The following is a 4,964-nucleotide window of genomic DNA, read 5'->3' as shown; positions in this document are numbered from 1 at the left end:
GGCCGGCGCTGAGCTGAGAAGTGAAGCCCCTTGCCGGGTGGGGGGCTGGGGTCTTGTCCTTGAGCGCTGGACGGGCTGAAGGATGCGGGCCGGGGACTCAGCCCCACCCGCCCGCAGTCGCCCACGGCGCGAAGGGGCCGTGCCGGGGGGTGTCCGTCCTCGGTCCGGCGGTTGCTGTGCCTCAGAGGGGTGCTGTTTCTTGACGCCGGCCGCTGCGGGCGGACACCCCCCGGCACGGCCCCTTCGCGCCGTGGGCGACTGCGGGCGGGTGGGGCTGAGTCCCCGGCCCGCATCCTTCAGCCCGTCCAGCGCTCAAGGACAAGACCCCAGCCCCCCACCCGGCAAGGGGCTTCACTTCTCAGCTCAGCGCCGGCCCGCATCCTTCAGCCCGTCTGGGGTCCCCCCAGCTCGACGAGCTTGGGGGAGTTGGAGGACAAGACCGCGACGTCCCCAACCCGCACCCACGCGCAGGGGCTTTACCTCCCCACGCGGGCCGCACCTCTCAGCGCCGGCCGGCACATCTCAGCCCGTCCGGCGWTTGAGGACGAGGCCCKTTCAGGGCCGTGGGGGTCCAGGGGGCGGAGCCCCYTGGTGGGGTCGAAGGGGCGAAGCCCCTGGGATGGGACGGGTAGGGGCGGCGGGGGCGAAAAACTCCCGGCCCGCACCCGAAGGGGCACCGCCCCCCGACGCCAACAAAACCCTGCCTCCACCACCCACCCCCGCGACAATGACCCAGTGCGGTACAGAATCCTGGGCGTAACCCAGGCAGAGGACGACGACGGCACCGCCGTACCCATCGGCGGCCCCCGCCTCCGCGCCCTACTCACGGCCCTGGCCCTACACCCCGGCCACATCACCACCCCCGACACCCTGATCGACGAGGTCTGGGCCGTGCCACAGGGCCAGGGCGGTGGTGAGGGTGCGGGTGGCGGTGGACGGGTCGCCGGCGGTGGACGGGTCGCCCTGCCCCGGGTCCGCACCGCTGCGACGCCCCCCGTGACCTGCGACATCTCAGGACCACTGCCTACGGGCGCGCGCTTGGTCTCGCGCACCGTCAACCATCGCCCGCCTACGCCGCACCCTCGGCAAGGACACCGTCACCTCCGCCCCCGGCGGCTACCGCCTCACCGCAACACCGGACGACGTGGACCTCTTCGTCTTCGAACGCCTGGTCCACGAGGGCACCGCAGCCCTCGACCAGGGCGACCCGTCCACCGCCACCCGCACCCTCACCACCGCCCTGGCCCTGTGGCACGGCCCAGCCCTCGCCGACCTCCCCGACCGCACCACGGCCGCCACCCGCCCGGACGCCCTGCGCCTGGAGGCGACCCGAGCCCGCATCGAGGCGGACCTGCAACTGGGCAACGCCCACAAGGCCGTACCCGAACTCAGGGAACTGACGTCGACCCACCCGTACGACGAACCACTCCACGCCCTCCTCATCCGCGCCCTGCGCGACACGACCCGCCTCGCCGACGCCCTGGCCGCATACGAAACAGCCCGCCGCGCCCTGTCCGAAGGTCTCGGCACCGACCCCGGCCCACAACTGCATGCCCTGCACGCCGAACTACTGACACCGACACCGCCCGAGACGCAGGGCGGGCCACCCCCCAATACGGCCGCCAAGCAGCCCAAGCCCCCCACCAGAACCGCCTCCTCACCTCACCCCGACCGCACCGGCAACCTCCGTCCGCGCCTTACCTCTTTCGTGGGCCGGGAACTCGAACTCGACGCCATCCGTTCCGAATTGCACAGGGCCCGACTGGTCACGCTCACCGGACCGGGCGGCTCTGGAAAGACCCGTCTCGCCGAGGAAGCCGCCGCCGGCCTCCCCCTGGCATGGCTCGTCGAGCTCGCCCCGCTCGACCGGCCGGAGGCGGTGCCTGGCGCGGTGGTCAACGCTCTCGGTCTGCGCGAGACCGTGCTCATGACCAACGAGCTGGCGGCCCCGCAGGACGACCCGCTCGCCCTGCTGATCGAGTACTGCGCCCCGCGCAGCCAACTCCTGATCCTTGACAACTGCGAACATGTCATCGGCGCGGCCGCCACCCTCGCCGAGACCCTCCTCACCCGCTGCCCAGGGCTCACGATCCTCGCCACCAGCCGTGAACCCTTGAGCGTCCCCGGAGAGTTGGTACGCCCGGTCGAGCCCCTGCTCCCCGACCAGGCGCACCGCCTCTTCGCGGAGCGCGCGGCAGCGGTCCGCCCCGACGCCGCCACCGCACTGGGCAACGGCCGCGACCGCCAGGACGAGGAGGCCGTCGCGGAGATCTGCCGCCGCCTCGACGGACTGCCGCTCGCCATCGAGCTGGCGGCGGCCCGGCTACGGCTGCTCACCCCACGGCAGATCGCCGACCGCCTCGACGACCGCTTCCGCCTCCTCACCTCCGGGAGTCGTACGGTCCTGCCCCGCCAGCAGACCCTGCGCGCGGTCGTCGACTGGTCCTGGGACCTGCTGGACGAGCGCGAGCGGACGGCGCTGCGCGAGATGTCCGTCTTCGCGGGCGGCTGGGACCTCACGGCGGCGGAGGCCGTGTGCACCGGTCCGGTCGCGGACGTCGTCGGCGCCCTCGTCGACAAGTCCCTGATCGTGGCCACCCCGTGCGAGCGGGACGGCTCCGACGGCATGCGGTACCGCATGCTGGAGACCATCCACGAATACGCAGTGGAGCGCGCCGCCGAGGTCCCCGAGCTACGGCTCGCGGCCGAGCACCGGCACCGCGCGTGGGTGCGCGCACTCGTGGAGGAGGCCGACCCGCTGCTGCGGTCCGCCGGTCAACTCCCTTGGGTCTCCCGCCTGGAGACCGAGCTGGACAACATCCGCGCAGCCCTCGACCGGGCCCTGTCGGCGGGCGACGAGGCGGACGCCACGGCCATCGCCCTGGCCATGTGCTGGTTCTGGTGGCTGCGCAACTACCGCGTCGAGGGCGCGGCTTGGACCGACCGAATCCTGCGCCTGTGCACAGCGCTGGACACACGTGACGCCGGCCTAGGCACCCGGGGTGCCGACCTGGACACACGCGACGCCGACCTGGGTACCCGGGGCGCCGCCCTGACCCCACACGGCGCCGCGCCGAACATACCTGCCACCCCCCTGGACCCACGCGCAGCCGCCGCAGCCGCCGCAACCCCCGGCACCCCTCCCACCGCCGACCCGGTGGACGCCTTCCTCGCCGCCCCGGACGGACAGGCGCACCACCCACGGCACGCGGCCCGGATGAACCTGCGCCTGCTGCATCTGTTCCTCTCCATCGAGTTCGAGACGGTGGAGCACTGGCGGGACGAGCGGCTGAGGCGGTACGTCGACCGGGTGCGGGCCCACTTCGCGCGCGGCGGTCCCGAGGCGGCCCGTCTCCCGGGACTGGTCTGGCCGTTGACGCACTTCGTCCTGCACGACGTGGCCGACACAGGGCCGGTCATGGACGCCGCGCTGGCCAACTGCCGTGCGCACGGGGGCGACTGGGAGATCGGCTGCATCCTGATGTTCCGCACACACATGATCGTCGACTCCCCGGGCACCCTGGCGAGCGTCGACGACGACCTCGCCGAGCTGCGGATCCTCAGCCGCCGGGCAGGCGACCGCTGGATGCGGGCACAGGTGAGCAGCGCGGCCGGTGAGACGGCCATGTCGCGCGGCCGTTTCGAGGAGGCCAAGGGGGAGTACGAGGAGGCGCTGGACCTCGCCCACGAGGTGGGCGCGTACACCGAGACGCCCTTCCTCATCGCCCGCCTCGCCGAGATCGCCTACCGCTCGGGCGATCGTGAAGGCGCCCTCGCCGCGCTGGACGAGGCGGGCGCCGCGGCCGACCGGTACGGCGTGGCGGACTCGCGGGCGTTCGTCCTGCTGATGCGGGCCCAGCTGGCGCTGGACGACAAGGAGACCGCACGCGCGCGTGAGCTGTGTGAAGCGGCCCGTGTGGAGACCGAGCGCGCTACTCCGCCGCCGCAGTTCATCGTGATGCTGAACACCGTCGAGGCCCTGATCGTGACGGCCGAGTCGGGCCCGGAGCACGGACTTCCCCTCCTGACCGACGCCCTGCGCATGGCAGTGGAGAACCGGACCGCCGACGTCATCACGACGACCCTCACGGACGCGGCGGCGGATCTGCTGTCCCGGCTCGGCGACCCCGCGCGTGCGGTCCGGCTGCTTGGCGCTGCGGAGCACTGGCGCCGAGGGCATCCGCGCCGTCTGCCGGAGCGCGCCCACGCCGAGCGGACCGAGGCCGACGCCCGTATCGCCCTGGGCGCCGAGCGGTTCACGGCCGAGTACACCCGGGGCGCCGCCCTCACCCACGACGACGTGCTGCACGACCTCGCCGAAGCCGTGCGCGGCCTCCCGCACTCGGCAGCCGAGCGGACGCCGTAAGCGCGAAGCCGGCCGAACGGCCCTACCGGCAGCGGAACTTCGACTCGGCCCAGTCCGCCGGCATCAGGTTGTCGAGCGTGCCGCGCGGCTCGACCACCAGCCGGACGGTCTTGCGCCCGCTGAGGTTCACATGGACGGGCACGGCCGCGTCCCCGCCCTTGACAACCGCCGACCGCCACAGCCGGACGCCGTCGGCGTAGACCGAGAAGGTGAACCTGCCGAGCCCCAGAGTCGAGTCGTCGACGCCGACCAGCGCCTCGTAGGCGGAGCACTCCCGGTTGAGGTCGATGATGACGGAGGACCGGCCGTGCACGGTGACGCCGTGCGCGTAACGCTGGCCCCCGATCGGCACGCCGTAGCGCTGCCACACCCAGCTGCTCTCGCCCAGCCGCATCTCGGGCTCGGTGCCGTCGCCGGTGAGGTCGTACGACAGCTCGCTCCACTGGTAGTCGGCGATCATGTGTGTGCGGAACATCAGGATGCAGCCGATCTCCCAGTCGCCCCCGTGCGCACGGCAGTTGGCCAGCGCGGCGTCCATGACCGGCCCTGTGTCGGCCACGTCGTGCAGGACGAAGTGCGTCAACGGCCAGACCAGTCC

Annotated in this window: 2 protein-coding genes; one reads left to right on the top strand and one right to left on the bottom strand. The window is 72.8% G+C overall.

The features are described from left to right. Positions 1–1,144: 1,144 nt before the first annotated feature. Entirely contained in the window at positions 1,145–4,366 is a 3,222-nt protein-coding gene (locus EAO75_RS08855) for an ATP-binding protein (RefSeq protein ID WP_410092219.1), read from the top strand. 22 nt (positions 4,367–4,388) lie between these two features. Here the strand turns inward: EAO75_RS08855 and EAO75_RS08850 are convergent. Continuing rightward, the coding region (locus tag EAO75_RS08850; protein WP_261989207.1) for an NPCBM/NEW2 domain-containing protein at positions 4,389–4,964 on the bottom strand (576 nt) is incomplete at its 5' end.

It is taken from the genome of Streptomyces sp. UW30, from assembly GCF_008042075.1.
Classification (GTDB): Bacteria; Actinomycetota; Actinomycetes; order Streptomycetales; family Streptomycetaceae; genus Streptomyces.
The sequence above is the reverse complement of the archived record's forward strand: the minus strand, read 5'-3'. Positions and strand labels throughout refer to the sequence as shown.